Consider the following 19,381-nt stretch of genomic DNA (forward strand, 5'->3'; position numbering starts at 1 on the left):
GGAGAGAGCCGATGGCCTCCGAGGCCGAAATCCTCGACGAGCTGCGCCGGTTGAGAGCCCGCGTGCCGCAACTGACCGGGGCGCTGGCGGCGGGCGTCGACGGCCTCGTCCTCGCCCAGGACACCCCGGGCGTCGAGCCGGAGCGGGTCGCCGCGCTCACCGTGACGGCGCTCGGCGTGGCCGTACGGATGGCGGACGCGACCGGGCAGGGCGACTTCCGCGAGCTGATCGTGCGCGGGGTCTACGGCTATGTCGCGACCTACGCGGCGGGCCGCGGCGCCGTCCTGACCGTGCTCGCGCAGGACCGCGTCCACGTCGGCCGACTGCTGCTGGAGGGCCGCCGCGCGGGGGCCCGGATCGGCGAACTGATCGACGCCGAGGCGGCCGCGGCCGAGGCCGAAGCCGTCGTGCCCGAGGAACGGACCGACGCGGCGCCGCCCGCCAAGGCGCCCCCCAAAACCACCACCGCACGAACGAGAACAGCGCGCGCACCCCGCACCACCACAGGCACCAACGCGCGCACCACCACGGAAAGTTGAACGGACCCAAAGGAGCACTGTCATGGCCAACACCGAAACCTCCCTCAAAGAGGCGCTGACCTCCATCGAGGGCGCGACCGGCGTCGCGCTCGTCGACTACACCAGCGGTATGGCGCTCGGCACGATGGGCGGCAGCAAGACCTTCGACCTCGGCGTCGCCGCCGCCGGGAACACCGACGTCGTGCGCTCGAAGCTGCGCACGATGGAACACCTCGGCCTGAAGGGCGAGATCGAGGACATCCTGATCACGCTGTCCAGCCAGTACCACCTGATCCGCCTGCTCAAAGGGCGCGGCGGCAACGGCCTCTTCCTCTACCTGGTGCTGGACGCCGGCCGCGCCAACCTGGCCATGGCCAGGCACCAGTTGAAGAAGATCGAGGCGGACCTGGAGGTCTAGCCGGACCCGGGTCAGGCAAACACGTCGCTACGGCGGCGCGCCCCGCCCGGGGTCGCGTCGCCCGCGGCGATACCGGTGGAGCGGTAGCCCTTGACCGGCTTGCCGGCGGGGGCGCCGTTGCGCTGGTTCAGCCAGTCGACGCGGATCCACAGCAGCACGTCGTCGGCACGCTCACGCCGACCCAGCCAGGCCGCTTTCAGTCGCAGCCCGGTCCCGGCACCGGCGAGCAGCATCCCGCCCGCGGCAGGCACGGCGAACGAACTCGCCAGCGCGACGGCAAAGGCGAGAACGAGCCACCAGCGGTGCGCGCGACGCCAGTTCCGTACGCTCACCGCGCGGTCCTGGAGCACGTCGTGCTTCCCGGCCCGGGCGGCGGCGCGCGCGAGGGCGGTATACCGCTTACGCCGCGAGTACGACACCACGATCGCCGCGATGATGAACAGCGCGGCCCCGGCCATCACCCCGATCCGGCGCCCCGTGATCCCGGGCAGCAACACCCCGACACCCGCCGCCAGCACCCCGAACCACCACATCGGGGCGGCCCCGGCCCGCACGACGACCGCCACCCGCGCCAGCCCCTGAACTCTCCGATCTCCGCGTGCCACGTCCCGCCTCCTGGTCGTCCCGGCACAGTTCCGTAGTGCGGGGAGACTAGTGAGCAAACGTGAGACGAGTCTGAGAGCACGGCAGCAAGGGCGACTTTTTCAGCTGGGCCAGCAGAGACCCCTTAGGGGCGCGGGGAACTGCGCGACCAGCCACAACGCACCCGCACCCGACAACGCCACCCACGCCCCCAAACACAACACCCGTCACTCCACAAACAACCCCCGCGCCGCCGCCCGCACATCGAACTCCTCAAGCCTCGCCTGCGCATCCGGAAGGTCGTCACACATCGCCTCAAGCAGCACCCGCCCCAGCAACATCGGCGCGCAGGCCGTGTCAAAAGCGAGACCCGTACCGACAGCGGCCGGAATCAGCAGATCGGACACCTTGGCAACGGGCGCGAACGCCGAGTCCGCAACGGTGACGACGGTCAGACCCGCCTCCCGCGCATACGCCAACGTGTCGACAACCTCGCGAGGATGCCGCGGCAGCGCAAAGCACAGCAGAGCCGTGGCCCCGGCCCGAACCGCCGCATCGATCCGGTCGTGAATCATCGTGCCGCCCTCGTTGAGCAGCCGTACGTCCGGATGGACCTTCGCGGCGAAGTACGCGAAGCCGTACGCCTGCGAGGCCGCCGCGCGGAGCCCGAGGACGGGCAGCGGACGCGACGCGGCGAGGAGGCGACCGGCCTTCGCGACCGGCCGGGGGTCGGCCAGTATCTCGGCGAGGTGCTTGAGGTTCTCGATCTCGGCCTCTACGGCCTGCTGGTACTCGTTGTACGACGCCGTGTCCGGGGCCGACTCGGAGGGCGCGACCTCGCGGAGGTGTTTGCGCAGCGCCGGGTAGCCGTCGAAGCCGAGGGCGACCGCGAAACGGGTCACGGAGGGCTGGCTGACGCCGGCGAGTTCGGCGAGTTCGACGCTGGAGAGGAACGGCACGTCGGCGGCGCGGCGCACCATGCTGTGCGCGATGCGCCGCTGGGTCGGCGTGAGCCGGTGCCCCTCGAAGAGCGCCTGCAGCCGTGCGGCCGGGCTGTCGGTCACCCCCGCACTCCCGTCCGCGGCCCCACCCACACGCTCGTCCACGCCCCTGTCCTCGCTCATACCGTGCTCCCCCTCCAGATCTCGGTGAACCGGTCCAACAGTCCCGCCGCCGCCGTCACATCGTCCGTGAGCGGCCGGTCCGCCGTCCCGTCGTCGAGCACCGATTCGGCAAGCTCCAGCGCGCGGCCGACCGGGAGTTCCGGGTCGGGCCGCAGGTCGCGCTGGCGCAACGCCCGTACGGCGGCGACGAGTTCGCAGCCGACGACGAGACGGTACGCGCGGCAGGCGCGCAGTGTCTGACGTGCGGCGAGCGAGGCGAAGCTGGCCTGTTCCTCGACGCCTCGGGAGAGTACAGCGTGCCCGAGCGAGGCGGGAGCGGAGAACGCCCGCAGATCACCGAGGGCGGCGGCAGCGGCGTACTCCAGGATCATCACGCCGGAGGACGCGGCCTCGTTGTCCGCGAGGAATGGCTTGAGCCGGGTGAACGCGGGCTCGTTCAGCGAGGAGAGCCGGGAGGTCGAGAGCCGGGCGACCTGGGTGAGCGCGAGCCTGAAGTGGTCCAGGGCGAGGACGAGTTGGGCCTGGTAGAAGCCGCCGTGGTGGTAGGCGGTCATGTCCTCGGCGGAGATGAACGGGTTCTCGGCGGCCGCGTTGATCTCGATCGCGAGCACCTCCTCCAACGCGTCCGCCGCGTCATGCGCGGGACCGTGGATCTGCGGCAGACACCGAAACCCGTACGGGTCCTGAATCCGCCCAAGGGGAGGAGTGGGCCGGTCCGCGGCCCCGATCAACTCCCGCATGCGCCGGGCGACTTCGGTCGACCCCCGATGCGGCCGAGCGGCATGCACAGGCGCGGCATACGGCTCGTGCGACCCGTCGACAGCGAGCAACGAGAGCGCCCCGACGACCTGCGTGGCCCCGATAAGCCCGCGCAACTCGTGCAGGGCCAGGGCGGATTGGCCGAGGGTGAGCGCGTTGCTGCTGATCATCGCCAACGCGTCGTTGTTGTCCAGGGGTTGGGGCTCGGGGACGCCCACAAGAGCGGGACCGCCAGAGAGACCGGGACCGCCGAAGACGCTCCGCCAAGGATGCTCCCCCACCAACGCCAGCCCCACCTGAGCCAGCGCCGCGATGTCCCCCGTCCCCACCGACCCGAACTCGTTGACGACCGGATACACCCCGTTCTCCAGTGCCTCGCACAACGCCGTCACAACCGTCGGCCGCAGCCCCGCACCCCCGGCCAGCAACTGGTTCGCGCGGACGGCGAGCATCGCGCGGACCTCCCGCGCCGGGAGCTCGTCGCCGATCGCGCCCGCGTGGCTGCGCAGCAACCGCAAGCCGTGTTCGGCCGCCGCCTCCGTGGGCACATCCTCGTTCCGGTTGGCGCCCACGCCCGTCGAGCGGCCGTAGACGCGGCCCGTCGCGGCGATCTGGCGGGCCGCGTCCCAGGACTCCGTCGCGCGCTTCATCGCGTCGGTGCCGGGGACCGGCCGGGCGTCCCCGTCGGCGAGGCGTACGACGTCGGTGACGCCGAATCCGACCCCGTCGAGGACGACCAGATCGGTGCCTCCGGACAGCGCCACATCAGAGGCGTCCACGATCTGAGACGACATAAGGTGACGAACTCCCATCAATCAGGACACTCGATCTTGCCTGCCGGTCATCCGTTACCTCGGATTAACGCGGAGACATTGACAAACTATTCAGACACCGAGAACTCTGCATGACGTTATACAGCCGGGCAAGGGACAACTCATGATCCAGTTCGACGCGGTCCACAAACGCTTCCCCAACGGCACGACAGCAGTTCACGACCTCTCCCTGGAGATGCCGGAAGGCGGGGTCACCGTACTGGTCGGTTCCTCCGGTTGCGGCAAGACGACCACCCTTCGGATGATCAACCGGATGATCGACCCGACCTCGGGCGTCATCAAGGTCGGCGGCAAGGACGTCACCCAGCAGGACGCGGCCGAACTGCGCCGTTCCATCGGGTACGTCATCCAGCAGTCGGGCCTCTTCCCGCACCGCACGGTGCTGGACAACATCGCCACCGTGCCGCTGCTCCTGGGCCACGGCCGGAAGAAGGCCAGGGCCCGCGCGGCCGAGCTCCTTGAGACCGTCGGGCTCGCCGCCGACGCCGGGAAGCGCTACCCGCATCAGCTCTCCGGCGGCCAGCAGCAGCGCGTCGGCGTGGCCCGCGCGCTCGCCGCCGACCCGCCGGTGCTCCTGATGGACGAGCCCTTCGGCGCCGTCGACCCGGTGGTCCGCACCCAGCTCCAGGACGAACTCCTGCGCCTCCAGAAGGAGTTGAACAAGACCATCGTCTTCGTCACGCACGACATCGACGAGGCCGTACGGCTCGGCGACCGCATCGCGATCTTCCGCACCGGCGGTCACCTCGTCCAGTGCGCGGCCCCCGCCGAACTCCTCGCCCGCCCGGCCGACGACTTCGTCGCCGACTTCCTCGGCGCCGAACGCGGCCTCAAGCTGCTCTCCCTCACCACCCTCGCCGAGGTCCCGCAGGGCCCGGCCCCCGAGGGCGACACCTGGACCCTGGTCGTGGACGAGGCCCGCAAGCCCCTCCACTGGGCATCCAAGGGCGCCGAGATCCCCGTACGATCGCTCCAGGACGGTGACTCCCTCCTCGCCGCCCTCAACGAGTCCGTCGCCTCCCCGAACGGCCTGATCGCCCGCGTCGACGCGAACGGCGTCCTCACCGGCGTCTCCTCCCGCGACGACATCCACACCCACGCGGGCCAGGCGCACGCGGAAGCGCGGGTGGCGGCGTGACCGTCGACTGGTCGTGGATCGGCGACCACACCGACGACCTCACCAGCCTCACGTTCTCGCATCTCCAGGCCGCGATGACCGCCGTCTTCCTCGGCCTGCTGATCTCGCTCCCGCTGGCGGTCGTGGCCCACCGCGTCCGCCCGCTCCGGGGCTTCCTGCTCGGCCTGTCGAACGTGCTCTTCACGATCCCGTCGATCGCGATCTTCGTCCTCCTGCTCCCGATCAGCGGCCTCACCCGTACGACCACGGTCATCGGCCTGACGGTCTACACGCTGGTCGTGCTGCTGCGGAACACGGTCGAGGGCCTCGACTCGGTCCCCGCGAAGACGAAGGAGGCCGCGAAGGCGATGGGCACGCGCCCCCTGCGCACGCTCCTCACCGTCGAACTCCCCCTCGCGCTCCCGGTGATCATGGCGGGCGTCCGTATCGCCACGGTCATGTCGATCTCCCTCGTCTCGGTGGCTACCTACATCGGCGACGGCGGCCTCGGCCAGCTCTTCACCGACGGCTTCCAGCGCGACTTCCCGACGCCGGTGATCGTCGGCGTCGTCCTGACCCTGCTCCTGGCCGTGGTGGCGGACGCCCTGCTGGTCGGCCTCCAGTACGTGTTGACCCCCTGGAAGAGGCGGCGAGCCTGATGTTCGAACTCTTCAAGAACCTCGGCAAGTGGCTGACCAGCGGCTCCCAGTGGGCCGGTTCGGACGGCATCGCGCACCGCCTCGCCGAGCACCTCCAGTACTCGCTCCTCGCGACCCTCATCGCGGCCGCGATCGGCCTCCCGCTCGGCCTGCTGATCGGCCACACCGGCAAGGGCGCGTTCCTCGCGATCAACCTGGCCTCCTTCGGCCGCGCCCTGCCGACCGTGGGCCTGGTCGTCCTCGTCTTCCTGGCCAGCGGCCTGTCGATGTGGCCGGTGTACATCGCGCTGGTCGCCCTCGCGGTCCCGTCGATCGTGACGAACACCTACGCCGGCATGACGGCCGTGGACCCGGACGTGAAGGACGCGGCGCGCGGCCAGGGCATGCGCGGCCACCAGGTCCTGTTCCAGGTCGAGTTGCCCCTCGCGCTCCCCCTGATCATGACCGGCCTGCGCCTCGCCCTCATCCAGGTGGTGGCCACGGCGACCATCGCCGCCTACGTCTCGTTCGGCGGCCTGGGCCGCTACGTCTTCGACGGACTCGCCCAGCGGGATCTTGTGCAAGTGCTGGGCGGGGCGGTGCTTGTTGCCGTTGTCGCCATCGTGCTGGACCTGGGCCTGTCCGCCCTCCAGCGCTTCCTCTTCCGCCACCGCACCGCCTAGGAAAACCGGGAACTCCGAAATGAACCGTCGCACTCTCCTCGGCGCCCTCGCCGGAACGGCCGTCGCCGTCCCCGTTCTGTCCGCCTGCTCCAGCGGCGTCACCTCGCTCGACGGCGGTGGCTCGGCGGGCGGTGGCAGCGCCTCCAGCAAGAACGGCGTCACCATCGGCACCGCCAACTTCACCGAGAACCAGGTCCTCGGCTACCTCTACGCCGCCGCCCTCGAAGCGGCCGGTGTGAAGGTCAAGGTCCGCCCCAACCTCGGCACCCGCGAGATCGTCTTCCCCGCCCTCAAGAGCGGCGACATCGACCTCCTCCCCGAGTACCAGGGCGCCCTGCTCACCTACCTCCAGCCCAAGTCCAAGGTCGCGGAGCCGGGCGAGATGCAGAACGCCCTCACCCTCGCCCTCCCCTCCGGCCTCCAGGTTCTGCCCTACGGCATCGCCGAGGACGCGGACTGCTTCGCCGTCACCCGCGCGACCGCCAGGAAGTACGGCCTGACCTCGCTGGCCGACCTCGCGAAGCACAACGGCAAGCTGACCCTGGGTGCCTCCGCCGAGGTGAAGACCCGTCAGGTGGGCGTCGTAGGACTGAAGGACGTGTACGGCGTGGAGTTCAAGGAGTTCAAGTCCCTTGATTCCGACGGGCCGTTGGTGAAGGGCGCGCTGAAGAAGGGCGATGTGGACGTGGCGAACCTGTTCACCACCGACACCGACATCAAGGCCAACGACTGGGTCGTCCTGACCGACCCCAAGACCCTGATCCCCAGTCAGCACATCGTCCCGCTCATCGCCGACCGCGTGGCCGACCCCACGGTCCGCAAGGCGCTCGCGCGGCTCGGGAACATCCTCACCACGGCCCAGCTCACCGAGCTGAACCGCCAGGTGGACAAGGACAAGAAGGACCCGGAGGACGTGGCGAACACGTACGCGAAGCAGCACGGCATCACGAAGTAATGGCACGCTGATGATCTGACGAGGGATCAGTCAAGTGTCGTTAAACCGGCACTCTCGGTAACTGATCGCATGCGTAGGGTGATTTCACGCTCACCACCTGAGGAAACGCATGGCCTCGAACCGCAGGGCCTTTCTGACGGCCACCGCCGTCGGCGCGCTGGCCGCCACCCCTACGACCGCCACCGCCGCCGTCGGCCCGCAGCCCCACCCGACCACCGCCCCCGCCGCGCTCGCCGAACTCCTGGACGGCAACCGCCGCTACGCCACCGACCACTCCCGCCACCCGGACGAGAGCCGCCGCCTCCGTCACCAACTGGCCACCGCACAGCACCCGTTCGCGGTGATCGTCGGCTGCATCGACTCCCGGGTGCCGCCGGAGCTGGTCTTCGACCAGGGCCTCGGCGACCTGCTGTGCATAAGGACGGCCGGCGAGGTCCTGGACGAGGCGGTGCTCGCGTCCATCCAGTACGGGGTCGAGGAACTACACATCCCCCTGGTGCTGGTGCTCGGCCACGAGCGCTGCGGCGCGGTCGCGGCGACCCTCGCGCACCTGGAGACCGGCGCCCCCGTCCCCGGCCATCTCGCGCTCCTCGTCGACGAGATCAGCCCGGCCGCGCGCCGCACCCGCGCCCTGCCGGGCGACTGGGCCGAGCACACCATGCGGGCCCACACGGCCTGGGTCCGGGACGCGATCCGCGCCGACCCCGCCTTCACCTCCGCGCACGTCGTCGCGGCCCGCTTCGACCTCGACACGGGCCTCGTGTCGCTGCTGCCGTAGTCCTCAACTCCCGCTGCGGCAAGCCCACTTCACCCCCCACGCTCCTGACGCGAAGAAGCTCATGAACATGAACGGCGTGCTCTCCGTCCTGCCCTCCCCCGCCGACTTCCGCACCATGACCCGCGCCCCGCGCCGCGACCTCCTGTGCGGCCTCACGGTCGCCGTGGTGGCCCTCCCCCTCGCCCTCGGTTTCGGGGTGACGTCCGGTCTCGGCGCGGCCTCCGGCCTGATCACCGCGATCGTCGCGGGCTCGCTCGCCGCGCTGTTCGGCGGCTCCGCGCGCCAGGTCAGCGGGCCGACCGGTGCGATGACCGTCGTCCTCGTCCCGATCGTCCACGAGTACGGCGCGAACGGCGTCCTGACGGTCGGTCTGATTTCCGGCTTCATGCTCCTCGTGCTCGCCTTCGCCCGCGCGGGAGCGGCGATGGCCTACGTCCCGGCACCCGTGATCGCCGGTTTCACCATCGGCATCGCGTGTGTGATCGGGCTCCAGCAGGTGCCGTCGGCGCTGGGCGTGCCCACCCCGAGCGGTGACCAGGTCGCGGTGGTCGCGGCGCGGGCGGCGGAGGAGTTCGACGCGACCCCGCACTGGGCGGCGCTCCTGCTCGCCCTCGGCTCGGCCGCGCTGATGCTGGCCGGGGCGCGCTGGAAACCCACAGTTCCCTTCTCCCTGGCGGCAGTTGCCGTGGCGACGATCGTCTCGGAGGCGCTGCACCTGCACGTCACCCGCCTGGGCACGCTCCCAGCGTCGATCCCGGCCCCGTCCCTGGCCTTCCTGGACGTCTCCCGGGTCCCCTCCCTCCTCCTCCCCGCAGCGGCGGTAGCGGCGTTGGCCGCCCTGGAATCCCTCCTGTCGGCCTCCGTCGCGGACGCGATGCGCCCCGGCGAGCGCCACGACCCCGGCAAGGAACTCTTCGGCCAGGGCATCGCCAACCTCGCGGCCCCGCTCTTCGGCGGTGTCCCGGCGACGGGCGCCATCGCCCGCACCGCCGTCAACGTCCGCACCGGCGCCACCTCCCGCCTGGCCGCGCTCGCGCACGCCGTGATCCTCGCCGGGATCGTCGCGGTCGCGGCGCCGCTGGTGGGCCGTATCCCGCTGGCCGCGCTGGCCGGAGTGCTGCTGGCGACGGCGATCCGCATGGTGGAGACGGACGCGGTCCGCGCGATGGCCCGCTCGACGCACGGCGACGCCCTGGTCCTGGTCCTCACGGCGGCCGGCACCCTCGCCCTCGACCTGGTGCGCGCGGTCCTCATCGGCCTCGGCGTCTCGGTCCTGCTCGCCCTGCGCGCGGCGATGCGCGGCACCCGCCTGACCCCGGCCACGACCGACGAACTCTCGGACACCTCCGGCACGGTGACCTACCGCTTCGACGGCCCCCTCCTCTTCGCCGCCGCCCACCGCTTCCGCCGCAGCCTGGCCGACGTCCAGGACGTGACAGCCGTAGACCTACGCCTGTCGGGACTGACGGCGGTCGACGCGACGGGTGCGCTGGCCCTGAAGGATGCGGTGGGCGAGCTGCGGGACCGGGGGATCGAGGTCAGCATCACGGGCGTCGAGCACGGTCATCGCCGGGTGCTGGAGTCGCTCGGGGTGCTCCCGGTGAACCCGACTTCCAACAGGGGGGCTATCCCCAGTGCGGCGGGCGCGGCGGCTCCCTAACCTGAGTCGCATGACGGGAATGGATGCGAACGACGTCGAACTCAAGAAGGAACTCAACGCCACCCTGCAGGCGCGCAGGGAACTCGGCGACGAGTACGAGTCGGCGTTGGTCGACTCGTTCCTGGAGAAGATCGACCAGCGGATCGACGGCGCGGTGGAGCGCCGGGTGCGCCGGCAGCTGGCCGAGCAGCAGATGGTGGTCGCCCGCGGTTCACGCGGGCCCAAGGCCGCCAACGACTCCTGGGGCGAACGCTTCGGCTTCGGCATCGTCTCGATGGTCCTGGCGATCCCGCTGTCCGCGATCGGCGGCGGCATCGCCCACCTCCCCGGCCTGCTGGTGGCCTGGGCCGGCATCGTCGGCGTCAACGTCGTCCAGGCTGCCCGCACCAACCCGGGCCTCTTCGGCGTCCGGCGCCACAAGTCCTCCCAGGACAGCGAGTGGGAGGACTGACCGTCCCGGTCACGCCTGGCGGGTGGGCAGCACCACGATCTGCCGCAGATTGACGTGCCGGGCGCGGCTCGCGGCGTAGGCCACGACATCGGCGACCTCCTCGGGTGCCAGTCCGCCCAACGCCCCGAACAGCTGGTCCAGTTGGGCGGCCATCTCGGCACTGTCGACGTGCGTCCCCAGCTCCGTGTCGGTCAGCCCCGGCTCGATGTTGGTGACCCGCACGTCACGGGGCCCGAACTCGCCGCGCAGCGACTGGGAGATGTAGGTGACGGCGGCCTTGGTGGCGCCGTAGACGGCGTAGGCGGGGAACGTGACGTGCGCGCCGATGGACGAGATGTTCACCAGGTCGGCGCTACGACCTTCCCCGGCCGCCGCCACCAGGTCCCCCGTGAAGGCGCGGATGACCCGCAGCACTCCGGTGACATTGGTGTCGAGCATCCGCCGCCACTCGTCGATCCGCCCTTCGTCGACGGGGTTCGGCAGCATGACACCGGCGGCGTTGACGACCAGGTCCACGGCCCCGTACGTCTCGTGGATGTGCGCGGCGGCCGCCTCCGCGGACGCGTCGTCCGTGACGTCGGCGACGACCGCGAGGGCCTGTCCCCCGTCGGCCCGGATCTTCCCGACGATCGCCTCCAGCCGCTCCCCGCGCCGGGCCAGCAGCGCCACCCGGGCCCCGTTCGCGGCGAGTTGAACGGCGACGGCCTGCCCGATCCCGCTGGCGGCCCCGGTGACGACGGCGGTACGTCCGGCCAGATTCTCGTACGACATGAGGTGCTCCTCGGTGAGGTGGCCGGCGGGGCGGTTCCCCGGCGGCACTCACCACACTGGTCCGGTGCGGCGGGGCTACCCAGGGATGCGTTTTTCCTGGGTCTGGCAGTACCAGGCTGAAAAGCGCCGATGACGTGGTGACCGCGCGGGGTCGGGGCCGGTGCGTGCAGGAGGATCGCGGCATGGACTCCTTCGGCAATGCCCCGACCTTGCGAGCGCCGCGGTTGCGGCCCGGAGACCGGGTGCGGATCGTCGCCCCGGCCTGTCCGCCCGGACGGGAGCATGTCGCCCGTGGCGTCGAGGAGTTGACGGCGTGGGGGCTCCGGGCCGAGGTGGGTAAGCACGTCTTCGACCAGTGGGGGTACATGGCCGGCCGGGACGAGGATCGCGTCGCCGACCTGAACTCCGCGTTCCGTGACCCGGGGGTCCGCGCGGTGTTCGCGGCCATGGGCGGCAAGGGCACTTACCGCATCGTCGACGACCTGGACACCGACGCACTGCGCCGCGACCCGAAACCGGTGATCGGCTTCAGCGACATCACCCACCTCCACCTCGCCCTCTGGGCCCGCTGCCGCCTGGCCTGTCTGCACGGCCCGTTCCCCAACGCGAGCGACGCGTGGTGCGGGCCCGAGTCCGCCGACGCCGTCCGCCGCGCGCTGATGACCACCGACCCCGTCACGCTCCACCGGGACGCCGGCCAGGCCAGCGCGGCCGTCACCGTCGAGGGCACCGCGACCGGCGTCCTGCTCGGTGGCAACCTCAGCGCGATCCGCACCGAGACCGGCGCGGGTCTGCCGAGCCTCAAGGGCGCGATCCTCTTCCTCGAACACCAGCGGGGCACCGGGCTCGGGGAGGTCGACCGCGCACTGACCCAACTGACCCGCGCCGGGGCCCTGGACGGGCTGCACGGTGTCGCCCTCGGCCAGTTCATCGGCTTCGAGCAGGACACCGGCGACCCGGCCCTCGGAGGCTGGGGCATCGCCGACATCCTGCGCGACCGGCTGACCCGCCTGGGCGTTCCCGTCCTCGGCGGCCTCCCCGCCGGACACGGCGCACACCCGCCGACGATCCCGCTCGGCACGCGGGCGACGATCGACACGGCCGAGGGAACCCTGACGGTGGAGCCGGCCGTCGTGTGACGGTCCCCCGGCTTCCCCGCTCCCCCTCCTCGAACACGGCACTAGCATCGAACCCATGGACGGGGACATCGGAGACTTCCTGCGCTCACGCCGTGCTCGTATCCAGCCCGAGGAGGTGGGGCTGGCCTCGCACGGGCGCCGCCGCGTCCCCGGGCTGCGCCGCGAGGAGGTGGCGCAACTGGCCGGGGTGAGCGTCGACTACTACATCCGGCTCGAACAGGGCCGCGGACCCAGCGTGTCCGACGCGGTGCTCGACGCGATCGCCCGCGTCCTGCGCATGGACGACACGGAACACGCCTACCTGCGTACGGTGGCCCGCCCCCGGCGCGGCAAGAAGGACCGGACGCCCGCACCCCGGATCCGCCCCGGCGTCCAGGTACTGCTGGACGGCATGGACCGCATGCCGGCGTTCGTACTGGGCCCGCGGATGGACGTCCTGGCGTGGAACACGCTCGCCGACGCGCTGAGCGGCTTCAGCCGCATGCCCCCGGCCGTCCGCAACATCCCGCGCCACGTGTTCCTCGACCCGGCCTCGCGCGAGCTCTACCCCGACTGGACCGCTGTCGCCGAGCAGGCCGTCGCCAACCTGCGGGTGACCTCCGGCCGCGACGGCGACGACCCGGAACTGAGCGCCCTCGTCGGCGAACTCTCCCACCAGAGCGAGGACTTCCGCCGCCTGTGGGCCGACCACGAGGTCAAGGAGTGCGCCTACGGTGTGAAACGCGTCCGGCACCCCGTCGCGGGCCTGCTGACCCTGCCGTACGAAACACTGGCGGTACCGGGGGAGTTGGCGCAGACGATCGTGGTCTACACGCCGGAACCGGGTTCGGAGACGGCGGAACGCCTTGCGCTGCTGGGGAGTTGGGCCACTACGGGGCCGGCAGGGCCTGCGAGGCCGTAGCCGATGTGGCCGTGAAAAAGACTATGCGCGGGGACCGCCGCACCCCCCGTTGCCGGGAGGGCGGGACGACGGCGGTCCCCGCGAGGGACGCGTGCCGGGTCAGGGCCGGGCGTGCGCGTCCTAGGCGTCGGTGGAGGTCCGGGAGCCGCTCCGGAGGTCCGTGACGCCGTTTTTGTGTCGGCGAGGCGGGGAGCCGCTCCCGCCCTGCCGACATCCACTAATCTGCCCGACGCTTGTTAAGCGTGTGCTGCGTGGACGTGACGCCCTCGTACCACTTCCGCGAAGTCCACCGTTCTGGTGGACAACCGCAAAGTCGCCGTCGACACGGCCCGTTCACCGGACGTTTGCTACTGCTTCCCGCCCTTGGCGAGGAAGGACAGCAGGTCCTGACGGCTGATGACACCGGTCGGCTTGCCCTCGACCAGGACGATCGCCGCGTCCGCGGCACCGAGCACGGTCATCAGGTCGCCCACCGGCTCACCGGAACCGACCTGCGGCAGCGGGGCCGACATGTGCTTCTCCAGCGGGTCGGTCAGGGAGGCGCGCTGGGTGAACAGGGCGTCCAGCAGCTCCCGTTCGACGACCGAGCCGACGACCTCCGCCGCCATGACGTCCGGGTGACCGGCACCCGGCTTCACGATCGGCATCTGCGAGACGCCGTACTCGCGCAGCACCTCGATGGCCTCGCCGACCGACTCTTCCGGGTGCATGTGCACGAGGGAGGGGATGGCGCCGTGCACCTTGTCGTTCAGGACGTCGGCGACGCGGGCGCTGGGACCCTCGTCCTCCAGGAAGCCGTAGTCGGCCATCCACTCGTCGTTGAAGATCTTCGAGAGGTAGCCGCGTCCGCTGTCGGGGAGGAGTACGACTACGACGTCGTCCGGACCCAGCCGCTCGGCGACCCGCAGCGCGGCGACGACGGCCATCCCGCAGGAACCGCCCACCAGCAGCCCCTCCTCCTTGGCCAGCCGGCGGGTCATCTGGAAGGAGTCCTTGTCGGACACGGGGACGATCTCGTCGGCGACGGTCCGGTCGTAGGCGGTCGGCCAGAAGTCCTCACCGACACCCTCGACGAGATACGGCCGCCCGGACCCGCCGGAGTAGACGGACCCTTCGGGGTCGGCGCCGATGACCTGCACCCGGCCCTCGCTGGCGTCCTTGAGGTAGCGCCCGGTGCCGGAGATGGTCCCGCCGGTGCCCACACCCGCGACGAAGTGGGTGATCTTCCCCTCGGTCTGCTCCCACAGTTCGGGGCCGGTCGAGTGGTAGTGGGAGAGGGGGTTGTTCGGGTTGGAGTACTGGTCGGGCTTCCAGGCGCCCGGGGTCTCGCGGACGAGGCGGTCGGAGACGTTGTAGTACGAGTCCGGGTGCTCGGGGTCCACGGCGGTGGGGCAGACGACCACTTCGGCGCCGTACGCGCGCAGCACGTTGATCTTGTCCGTGGACACCTTGTCGGGGCACACGAAGATGCAGTGGTACCCCTTCTGCTGGGCGACGATGGCCAGGCCGACGCCGGTGTTGCCGCTGGTCGGCTCGACGATGGTGCCGCCGGGCTGAAGCTCCCCGCTCTTCTCGGCCGCCTCGATCATGCGCAGCGCGATGCGGTCCTTCACGGATCCGCCGGGGTTGAAGTACTCCACCTTGGCGAGCACGGTCGCCTGGATGCCCGCGGTCACGCTGTTGAGCCTCAGCAGCGGGGTGTTGCCGACGAGGCTGATCATCGAGTCGTGGAATTGCACCGTTGTCTCCGGTTGCTGCAAAGAAGTGTCGTGAATGGTCCTGTCAGCGTAAGGCCCGTTCGGGGGGTCGGGTCGCAGGAGATCGGCGGGGGCGACCGGTGCCGGTGAACGGGGTCCGGTGCACCCCGAATCCACGTTCACCGCCTGTTGAGATTGGGCGACGTGCAGTTCGGGGCAAGGAGTGGATGACGGCTTAGAGGAGGTGGCGGCGACGTATGACGAGGATGTCGAGGGCGCGGGTGGCCCGGCGGATCGCGGCCGGCGCGGCGTACGGCGGTGGCGGGGTCGGGCTGGTGGGCGCGGCGGCCATCGGGCTGGTGCTGGCCGAGGTCCGCTTCGTGAAGCGCCATGTGGGCAACGGCCACGCGCCGGGCAGCAACCATGTGCCGAGCGCGGACGGCCGCTACGGCAACGGCTACGACACCCCGGGTGAACCCCCGCTCCGCCTGACCATGCTCGGCGACTCGACGGCGGCGGGCCAGGGCGTCCACCGGGCGGCCCAGACCCCGGGCGCGCTGCTGGCGTCCGGGCTGGCGGCGGTCGCGGAACGCCCGGTCGAACTGCACAACGTGGCGTTGCCCGGCGCCCAGTCCGACGACCTGGACCGCCAGGTGGCACTGGCCCTCGCGGACACCACCCGGGTGCCGGACATCTGCGTGATCATGATCGGCGCGAACGACGTCACCCACCGCATGCACCCGACCCGCTCGGTCCGTCACCTCTCGGCGACGGTACGACGGCTGCGCACGGCCGGCGCCGAGGTGGTCGTCGGCACCTGTCCCGACCTCGGGACGGTGGAGCAGGTCCAGCAGCCGTTGCGCTGGCTGGCCCGCCGGGCGTCCAGACAACTGGCGGCGGCCCAGACGATCGGCACAGTCGAACAGGGCGGCCGCACGGTGTCGCTGGGCGACCTCCTGGGCCCCGAGTTCGCGGCGAACCCCCGCGAGCTGTTCGGCCCGGACAACTTCCACCCCTCGGCGGAGGGGTATGCCACGGCGGCGATGGCCGTCCTCCCGACGGTCTGCGCGGCCCTCGGCCTCTGGCCGGCGGAAGAGGACCGCCCGGACGCGTCCCGCCGCGAGGGCTTCCTGCCGGTGGCGCGGGCTGCGGCGGAGGCGGCTTCGGAGGCGGGTACGGAGGTCACGGCGGCGATGCCTACGGGGCCGCGTGGGCCGTGGGCGTTGCTGAAGCGGCGGAAGAGGCGGCGGGTGCCGGAGCCGGAGGCGGCGCCTTCGAGTGCGTCGGGGGTTTGAGGGCGGGGGGCGTCTTCCAGCGCCTCGGGCGTCTGGGCGCGGGGCAGCGCCCTCCAGCGCGTCGGGCGTCTGAGGACGAGAGGGCACTCTCCGGCCCGTCCGGCGTCTGAAGACGAGGAGGCACCCTCCAACCCGTCCGGCTTTTGAGCCCGAGGCGCCCCTTTCAGCTCGTGGGGTGTTTGAGCCCGAGCAGACACCCTCCAGCCCGTCCGGCTTTTAAGCCCGAGCCGACACCTTCCAGTCCGTCCGGCTTTTAAGCCCGGGCAGGCGCCCTCCAGCCCGTCCAGCGTCTGAGCCCGAGGCGGCATCTCCCAGCTCGTCCGACTCTTGAGCCCGAGCAGGCACCCTCCAGCCCGCTCCGGCTTCTGAGCCCGAGCCGACACCCCCCAGCCCGTCCGGCGTTTGAGGACGAGGCCGTTCAGGCCGATGGGGGTCTGGGGGCGCAGCCCCCAGGGGCGGCCGGTCCAACCGAGCCGTACCCCTTGCCTGGTGGGTGGGCACAGGCCCGGGGGTCCAGGGGGCGGAGCCCCTTGGGACGGCCAGTGTGCCGACCCGCACCACTCGTCCGCCCGACCGCCGGAGGCCCAAGCAAGCGCTTAGAAAACTGCGGCACGGGTCACACCGCGATCCCCGTGACCTGCGCCATACGTGCGGGTAACTTCGCAAGGAAGCCGTGCCAGTCCCCCGCACCTCACGCCGTACGAACGCCAATGGAGCCGTGATGCCCGAAGCCGTCATCGTCTCGACCGCCCGCTCCCCCATCGGCCGCGCCGTCAAGGGCTCCCTCAAGGACCTGCGCCCCGACGACCTCACCGCCACGATCATCCAGGCCGCCCTCGCGAAGATCCCCGAGCTGGACCCCAAGCTCATCGAGGACCTGATGCTCGGCTGCGGCCTCCCCGGCGGCGAGCAGGGCTACAACCTCGGCCGGATCGTCGCCGTACAGATGGGCATGGACCACCTGCCGGGCTGCACGATCACCCGTTACTGTTCCTCGTCCCTGCAGACGAGCCGCATGGCCCTGCACGCCATCAAGGCCGGCGAGGGCGACGTCTTCATCTCGGCCGGTGTCGAGATGGTCTCCCGTTACGCCAAGGGCAGCTCGGACGGCCTCCCCGGCACCACGAACCCGATCTTCGACGAGGCACAGGCCCGCACCGCCGCCACCGCCGCGTCCGAGGGCTCGACCTGGCACGACCCGCGTGAGGACGGCCTGCTCCCCGACCCGTACATCGCGATGGGCCAGACCGCGGAGAACCTCGCCCGGATCAAGGGCGTCACCCGCCAGGACATGGACGAGTTCGGCGTCCGCTCGCAGAACCTCGCCGAGGAAGCCATCAAGAACGGCTTCTGGGAGCGCGAGATCACCCCGGTCACGCTGCCCGACGGCACGGTCGTCAGCAAGGACGACGGGCCGCGCGCCGGCGTCACCCTGGAGGGCGTCTCCGGCCTCAAGCCGGTCTTCCGCCCCGACGGCCTGGTCACCGCCGGCAACTGCTGCCCCCTGAACGACGGCGCCGCCGCGGTCGTCATCATGAGCGACACCAAGGCCCGCGAGCTCGGCCTGACCCCGCTCGCGCGGATCGTGTCGACCGGCGTCTCCGGCCTCTCCCCCGAGATCATGGGCCTGGGCCCGGTCGAGGCGTCCAAGCAGGCCCTGGGCCGCGCCGGTCTCACCGTCGACGACATCGACCTGTTCGAGATCAACGAGGCGTTCGCCGCCCAGGTGATCCCGTCCTACCGCGACCTGAACATCCCGCTGGAGAAGCTGAACGTGAACGGCGGCGCGATCGCCGTGGGCCACCCCTTCGGCATGACCGGCGCCCGCATCACCGGCACGCTGATCAACTCCCTCCAGTTCCACGACAAGCAGTTCGGTCTGGAGACGATGTGCGTCGGCGGCGGCCAGGGCATGGCGATGGTCATCGAGCGCCTCAGCTGACCAACTCCCCGTAGTCGTACGGAAACCCACCGTCACCCTGTGGCCCGGAACCCAGTAACCACCTGGGTTCTGGGCCGATTTGTGATCCAATCTCCCCCAGGATGTGACCTATCTCCCTTCGAAGGGGGATTTTCCCAGGTCAGGACCGTTTCACCACCAAACATCGGGCCCAAAGTCCTGCCCGTTTCGTGACGTTACGCACTGACAGCTGGTTAGTCCGCCCTTCAAGCTGATGTAGGAAGTCGGGGGTCGACTTTGAACCGGGAGTACGTCAGTGAGCGCCATGCCGATCGCTTTGCTGCTCACCACGGCCGCCACAGGCGCCGTGGGCGTCGCCGTCCTGCGCACCCTCTTGGTGCTCCGTCGCCAGGTAGCAGCCCTGCACACCGAACTGGCCGAGGGCCGGGCCGCCTCCGTACGGGCGCTCGTACCCGCCGCCCGCACCCACACCGACGCGGACGAGATACGCGCCGCCGTGGCCGAGGCACTGGCCGAGGAACGGGAGCGGGAGCTGGCCGAGGCGCGCGCCTTCTGGGCCGCGCAGGAAGCCCGCGACACCGAGGTGCCGACCCTGCTGGGTCTGCCCGACAGTGAGCTGTTCCTGCCCCGCCAGAGCGACTTCGTGGGCCTCGAACCGCTGGAGCCGGTCACCGAGTTCTCGGCGGACGCGGACGAGTTCGCCGGCGAGTCCCCCGAACTGGCCGCGGCCCGCCGCCGCCACCCGTCCCACCCGGACTTCGTCCCGGCGCAGTCGCCGGTGGCGAACGACCACGAGCGCACGGTGGCGACGCTGGAGGAGCTGGCCGAGTCCGCCGTAGAACTGGCCGACGTCCGACCCGGCCCCCTGGGCACCCTCGATGTCTACGTCTTCGTCGACGGCACCACCCTCTGCATGACCCCCGGCCACCGCGAAACCGCCGAACGCCTCGCCGCGGCCCTCCACGCCGGCGAAACCCCGTTCCTCCTCGGGGGCTCGGGAGTCTCCGGCGCATACACGTTGACGTTCGCGTGCGGCGAGGAAAACGTCTACATCCTGGCGGACAGGGTCATAGCGTCGCTGTGATGCCGGGGGCGTCCAGGTACGTCGTCGGGTGCGGGCGAGTGGGGGCTGGTCGCGCGG

At 71.0% G+C, this 19,381-nt stretch carries 19 protein-coding genes; 14 read left to right on the forward strand and 5 right to left on the reverse strand.

Annotation, left to right across the window (positions count from 1 at the left end; translation table 11 throughout):
- Window positions 1-11: 11 nt before the first annotated feature.
- Window positions 12-539: a roadblock/LC7 domain-containing protein gene (locus tag ACIBK4_RS18630; protein ID WP_398995850.1), complete on the forward strand. Its 528-nt coding sequence runs from the start codon at window positions 12-14 to the stop codon at window positions 537-539.
- A 22-nt stretch (window positions 540-561) separates the two neighbouring features.
- A complete protein-coding gene (locus ACIBK4_RS18635; RefSeq protein ID WP_033284364.1) occupies window positions 562-936 on the forward strand; it encodes a hypothetical protein in 375 nt (124 codons plus the stop codon).
- An 11-nt stretch (window positions 937-947) separates the two neighbouring features.
- Here the strand turns inward: ACIBK4_RS18635 and ACIBK4_RS18640 are convergent, their stop codons facing one another.
- The 3 genes from ACIBK4_RS18640 to ACIBK4_RS18650 form a co-directional block, all read right to left on the reverse strand.
- Window positions 948-1,541 carry a hypothetical protein gene (locus ACIBK4_RS18640; RefSeq protein WP_398995851.1) on the reverse strand — a complete coding sequence of 198 codons (594 nt, stop codon included), beginning with the start codon at window positions 1,539-1,541 and terminating at the stop codon, window positions 948-950.
- A gap of 204 nt (window positions 1,542-1,745) precedes the next feature.
- The gene (locus ACIBK4_RS18645) at window positions 1,746-2,642 is read right to left on the reverse strand and encodes a MurR/RpiR family transcriptional regulator (protein WP_398995852.1); all 897 of its coding nucleotides are present in this window, start codon (window positions 2,640-2,642) and stop codon (window positions 1,746-1,748) included.
- The gene (locus ACIBK4_RS18650; protein WP_398995853.1) at window positions 2,639-4,195 is read right to left on the reverse strand and encodes an aromatic amino acid ammonia-lyase; all 1,557 of its coding nucleotides are present in this window, start codon (window positions 4,193-4,195) and stop codon (window positions 2,639-2,641) included. The genes ACIBK4_RS18645 and ACIBK4_RS18650 overlap by 4 nt, the downstream gene beginning before the upstream one ends.
- 142 nt (window positions 4,196-4,337) lie before the next feature.
- On the opposite strand from ACIBK4_RS18650, the gene ACIBK4_RS18655 reads away from it, so the two are divergent.
- The 7 genes from ACIBK4_RS18655 (at window position 4,338) to ACIBK4_RS18685 (ending at window position 10,516) form a co-directional block, all read left to right on the forward strand.
- Window positions 4,338-5,372: an ABC transporter ATP-binding protein gene (locus ACIBK4_RS18655; RefSeq protein ID WP_398995854.1), complete on the forward strand. Its 1,035-nt coding sequence runs from the start codon at window positions 4,338-4,340 to the stop codon at window positions 5,370-5,372.
- On the forward strand, window positions 5,369-6,010 hold the full coding sequence (locus tag ACIBK4_RS18660) for an ABC transporter permease (protein ID WP_398995855.1): 642 nt from the start codon (window positions 5,369-5,371) through the stop codon (window positions 6,008-6,010). Before ACIBK4_RS18655 ends, ACIBK4_RS18660 begins: the two co-directional genes overlap by 4 nt.
- On the forward strand, window positions 6,010-6,672 hold the full coding sequence (locus ACIBK4_RS18665; protein ID WP_398995856.1) for an ABC transporter permease: 663 nt from the start codon (window positions 6,010-6,012) through the stop codon (window positions 6,670-6,672). The genes ACIBK4_RS18660 and ACIBK4_RS18665 overlap by 1 nt, the downstream gene beginning before the upstream one ends.
- Window positions 6,673-6,691: 19 nt before the next feature.
- Window positions 6,692-7,627 carry an ABC transporter substrate-binding protein gene (locus ACIBK4_RS18670; RefSeq protein WP_398995857.1) on the forward strand — a complete coding sequence of 312 codons (936 nt, stop codon included), beginning with the start codon at window positions 6,692-6,694 and terminating at the stop codon, window positions 7,625-7,627.
- Window positions 7,628-7,736: 109 nt separating this feature from the next.
- Window positions 7,737-8,405, forward strand: a complete 669-nt coding sequence (locus ACIBK4_RS18675; RefSeq protein ID WP_398995858.1) for a carbonic anhydrase — start codon at window positions 7,737-7,739, stop codon at window positions 8,403-8,405.
- Between the two features lie 61 nt (window positions 8,406-8,466).
- On the forward strand, window positions 8,467-10,065 hold the full coding sequence (locus tag ACIBK4_RS18680; protein WP_398995859.1) for a SulP family inorganic anion transporter: 1,599 nt from the start codon (window positions 8,467-8,469) through the stop codon (window positions 10,063-10,065).
- Between the two features lie 19 nt (window positions 10,066-10,084).
- The gene (locus tag ACIBK4_RS18685; RefSeq protein ID WP_398996425.1) at window positions 10,085-10,516 is read left to right on the forward strand and encodes a hypothetical protein; all 432 of its coding nucleotides are present in this window, start codon (window positions 10,085-10,087) and stop codon (window positions 10,514-10,516) included.
- Between the two features lie 9 nt (window positions 10,517-10,525).
- Here the strand turns inward: ACIBK4_RS18685 and ACIBK4_RS18690 are convergent, their stop codons facing one another.
- Window positions 10,526-11,287 (reverse strand): SDR family oxidoreductase, encoded by a 762-nt coding sequence (locus ACIBK4_RS18690; protein WP_398995860.1) that lies wholly within the window; start codon window positions 11,285-11,287, stop codon window positions 10,526-10,528.
- A 182-nt stretch (window positions 11,288-11,469) separates the two neighbouring features.
- Between ACIBK4_RS18690 and ACIBK4_RS18695 the strand changes: the two genes are divergently transcribed.
- Window positions 11,470-12,426 carry an LD-carboxypeptidase gene (locus ACIBK4_RS18695; protein WP_398995861.1) on the forward strand — a complete coding sequence of 319 codons (957 nt, stop codon included), beginning with the start codon at window positions 11,470-11,472 and terminating at the stop codon, window positions 12,424-12,426.
- A gap of 55 nt (window positions 12,427-12,481) precedes the next feature.
- Complete coding sequence (locus tag ACIBK4_RS18700) at window positions 12,482-13,327, forward strand: helix-turn-helix transcriptional regulator (protein ID WP_398995862.1); 846 nt, start codon at window positions 12,482-12,484, stop codon at window positions 13,325-13,327.
- 347 nt (window positions 13,328-13,674) lie between these two features.
- Here the strand turns inward: ACIBK4_RS18700 and ACIBK4_RS18705 are convergent, their stop codons facing one another.
- On the reverse strand, window positions 13,675-15,066 hold the full coding sequence (locus tag ACIBK4_RS18705) for a cystathionine beta-synthase (RefSeq protein ID WP_329553367.1): 1,392 nt from the start codon (window positions 15,064-15,066) through the stop codon (window positions 13,675-13,677).
- Between the two features lie 215 nt (window positions 15,067-15,281).
- Between ACIBK4_RS18705 and ACIBK4_RS18710 the strand changes: the two genes are divergently transcribed.
- The 3 genes from ACIBK4_RS18710 (at window position 15,282) to ACIBK4_RS18720 (ending at window position 19,324) form a co-directional block, all read left to right on the forward strand.
- Window positions 15,282-16,319, forward strand: coding sequence for an SGNH/GDSL hydrolase family protein (locus tag ACIBK4_RS18710; RefSeq protein WP_398995863.1), 1,038 nt, complete (start codon window positions 15,282-15,284; stop codon window positions 16,317-16,319).
- Window positions 16,320-17,040: 721 nt separating this feature from the next.
- A complete protein-coding gene (locus ACIBK4_RS18715) occupies window positions 17,041-18,261 on the forward strand; it encodes an acetyl-CoA C-acetyltransferase (protein ID WP_398995864.1) in 1,221 nt (406 codons plus the stop codon).
- Between the two features lie 274 nt (window positions 18,262-18,535).
- Window positions 18,536-19,324, forward strand: coding sequence for a hypothetical protein (locus tag ACIBK4_RS18720; protein ID WP_398995865.1), 789 nt, complete (start codon window positions 18,536-18,538; stop codon window positions 19,322-19,324).
- Window positions 19,325-19,381 lie beyond the last annotated feature (57 nt).

The organism is Streptomyces sp. NPDC050528, assembly GCF_044457795.1.
GTDB lineage: Bacteria > Actinomycetota > Actinomycetes > Streptomycetales > Streptomycetaceae > Streptomyces.